Raw genomic sequence first — 3,127 nt, 5'->3', positions numbered from 1 at the left:
CGACCTGCCGGTGCTGCGCGTGCCGGTCGACGTGCGCAGCTTCTCGCTGGTGGTGCTCGCGGTGCTCGCCAGCGTGTTCGCGCTGCAGTGGGCGCAGTCGGTGTTCATCCCGTTGATGCTGAGCCTGCTGCTGAGCTATGCGCTGTCGCCGCTGGTCGACCGGCTCGAGCGCTGGTGGCTGCCGCGCTGGATCGGCGCCGCCGTCATCCTGCTCGGCCTGTGCGGCGCCATCGGCTGGACCGGCTATTCGCTCTCGGGCAGCGCCTCGTCCCTGCTCGATTCGCTGCCGGCCGCGGCGCAGAAGCTGCGCCAGGCCACGCGCACCGACAAGAGCACCGGCGGCACGCTCGACAGCGTGCAGCAGGCCGCTTCTCAGCTCGAGCGCGCGGCCGAGGAGAACTCGCGCGCGCTGGCCCGACGCGGCGTCGCGCGCGTGGTGATCGAGCGGCCGCCGTTCAACGTGCGCGACTACCTCTGGACCGGCACCGTCGGCCTGCTCGGCGCGGCCGGGCAGCTCACGCTGGTGGCCTTCCTCACCTACTTCGCGCTCTGTTCGGGCTCCACCTTCCGGCGCAAGCTGATCAAGATCTCGGGCTCCAGCCTCGAGAAGAAGAAGATCACCGTGCACGTGCTCGACGACATCACGCGCAACATCGAGCGCTACCTGCTGGTGCAGATCTTCACCAGCGTGCTCGTGGGCGTTGCCACCGGCCTGGCCTTCTGGGCCCTCGGGCTGCAGAACGCGGCCGTGTGGGGCATCGTGGCCGGGGTCACCAACCTCATCCCCTACATCGGCTCGGTGATCGTGCTCTCGGCCGCGGGCCTGGTGGCCTTCCTGCAGTTCAATACCCTCGAGATGGGCATCCTGGTGGCCGGCACCTCGCTGCTGATCCACACCCTGGTCGGCAACCTGCTGATGCCCTGGCTCACCAGCCGCACCAGCCGCATGAACCCGGTCGCGGTGTTCGTCGGCGTGATCTTCTGGGGCTGGCTCTGGGGCGTCTGGGGACTGCTGCTGGGCATCCCGATCACGATGGTGATCAAGGCCATCTGCGACCGGGTCGAGGACCTGCAGCCGATCGGCGAATTGCTGGGCGAGTAGCGGCTCAGCCCGCCGACTTGAAGGCCGGCCGGCCGCTCGGCGCCGGCTTCTCGGGCAGCTTCTTCACGAAGGTCGCCGCCGGCGCCAGCGGCTTCCCGTCGTGCGTGCGCAGATCGATGCGCTGCACCGGCTTGCCGCTCTCGCGCTCGACCAGCACCGAGTGCGGCTCGCCCTTGGCATAGAGATGCTGCTCGCCCCAGTGGCGCAGCCCCACCACGACCGGGAAAAGCCCCTCGCCCCTGGGCGTCAGCAGGTACTCCTGGTAGAGCGAGCCGTCGGAGGCCGGTGCCTGGCTCAGCACGCCCTCGTTCACCAGGTTCTTCAGGCGGTCTGCGAGGATGTTCTTCGCCACGCCCAGGCTCTGCTGGAACTCGCCGAAGCGCTTCATGCCGTCGAAGGCGTCGCGCACGATCAGCAGCGACCAGCGGTCGCCGAGGATGTCGAGCGTGCGCGCCATGGGACAGGCGTCTTCCTTGAGGCTTTTGCGGCGGGCCATGGCGATGCGTTGCGGGTGGATGTGGTTGCAGGATTAAACCATCTCGACGCTGCCTGCATGCGAGCTGCCGCAAGACCTTGCGGTGCGGCGGGGCTGTTTGGTCCATCAGGTTGCAAATAAAAACCGATCTGCCTACGATCAATAAGGTTTCAAATAAAAACCAGATAGCCGATTCGATCCCTCCCTTTGCCAGCGCGCAGAAAGCCATCCATGACCGCTTCATCCGATACGCACCCGTCCCCTGCCGCCGACATCGTCCGCGGCGCCGATGCCGTTCCCGGCCTGCGCGCCAGTCCCGTGCGCGTGGCCGTGGTCCAGTTCGACCCGCAGGTCGGCGTGGAGAACCTCGCGCGCAACAGCGCGGCGATCTACCAGCGGCTCGATGCCGCGGTCGCCAACGGCGCGCAGCTGGTGGTGCTGCCCGAGCTCGCGACCACCGGCTACTGCTTCAGCGGCCGCGCCGAGGCCTATGCCCATGCCGAGCCCGTGCCCGGCGGTGCCGCGGTGCAGGGCTGGGTGTCGTATGCGGCGCAGCACGGCATCTACATCGTCGGCTGCCTGGTCGAGCAGGACGGGCTGCAGCTGTTCGACACCGCGGTGCTGGTCGGGCCCGAGGGCTACATCGGCCGCTACCGCAAGACCCACCTGTGGAACAACGAGAAGCTGTGGTTCACGCCCGGCGACGAGGGCTATCCGGTGTTCGAGACGAAGATCGGCCGCATCGGCCTGCTGGTGTGCTGGGACATCTGGTTCCCCGAGGTGCCGCGCATCCTCGCGCAGCTGGGTGCCGACATCGTCTGCGCGCCCACCAACTGGGTCTGGACGCCGCCGCCGCTGTACGACGCCAGCGGCACCTGCATGGCGGCCTACCTCACGATGACGGCGGCCCATGCCAACGGCATCTTCATCGCGACGGCCGACCGCATCGGCACCGAGCGTGGCGCGGGCTTCATGGGCAACTCGCTGATCGCGGGCACCAACGGCTGGCCGATCGGCCGCATCGCGGGCCCCGACGAGGACACCATCCTCTACGCCGACGTCGACATCGGCGCGGCGCGCTCGGCACCGATCTGGACGCCGCTCAACGACCTGCACCGCGACCGCCGCACCGACCTCTACGACCCGCTGCTCGGCTACGTCGGTGCGCGGGCGCTGCCGCGATGAGCGAGACCTTCGGCTTCTTCGCGCGGCAGACGATCGCCACGCTCGCGAACGACCTGCGCGCGGGCCGCCGCACCTCGGCGCAGTTGATCGAGGCCTCGCTGGCCGCGATCGAGTCTCGGAACCCGCGGCTCAACGCCTTCGTGCGCGTGGATGCGCAGGGCGCGCGCGCCGCCGCGCTGCGTGCCGACGACGAGCTGCGGCAAGGCATCAACCGCGGCCCGCTGCACGGCATGCCGGTGGCGATCAAGGACCTGATCGACATCGCGGGCCAGCCCACCACGCAGGGGTCGGCGCTGTACCTCGAGCACGTGGCGCATGACGACGCGGCCTGCGTGCGGCAGTTGCGCGCGGCCGGCGCGGTGCCG

At 69.3% G+C, this 3,127-nt stretch carries 4 protein-coding genes; 3 read left to right on the top strand and 1 reads right to left on the bottom strand.

Going from position 1 to position 3,127, the window contains the following annotated elements:
* Positions 1-1,102 (top strand): AI-2E family transporter (locus AC27VN_RS37105; RefSeq protein ID WP_490879879.1); only part of this gene is annotated, 1,102 nt, incomplete at its 5' end.
* Between the two features lie 4 nt (positions 1,103-1,106).
* On the opposite strand, the gene AC27VN_RS37100 is transcribed toward AC27VN_RS37105, so the two are convergent.
* On the bottom strand, positions 1,107-1,598 hold the full coding sequence (locus tag AC27VN_RS37100) for a winged helix-turn-helix transcriptional regulator (protein ID WP_398498198.1): 492 nt from the start codon (positions 1,596-1,598) through the stop codon (positions 1,107-1,109).
* A 210-nt stretch (positions 1,599-1,808) separates the two neighbouring features.
* Here AC27VN_RS37100 and AC27VN_RS37095 point away from each other — a divergent pair, with 210 nt between their 5' ends.
* Both AC27VN_RS37095 and AC27VN_RS37090 read left to right on the top strand, forming a co-directional pair.
* Positions 1,809-2,762 carry a nitrilase family protein gene (locus AC27VN_RS37095; protein WP_490879878.1) on the top strand — a complete coding sequence of 318 codons (954 nt, stop codon included), beginning with the start codon at positions 1,809-1,811 and terminating at the stop codon, positions 2,760-2,762.
* A partial coding sequence (locus tag AC27VN_RS37090) for an amidase family protein (RefSeq protein WP_490879877.1) occupies positions 2,759-3,127 on the top strand: 369 nt, incomplete at its 3' end. The genes AC27VN_RS37095 and AC27VN_RS37090, both read left to right, overlap by 4 nt.

The organism is Variovorax sp. 20P10.2.4 (assembly GCF_058244205.1).
Note: the sequence above shows the minus strand (reverse complement) of the source record. Positions and strands in the feature narration are given on the sequence as shown.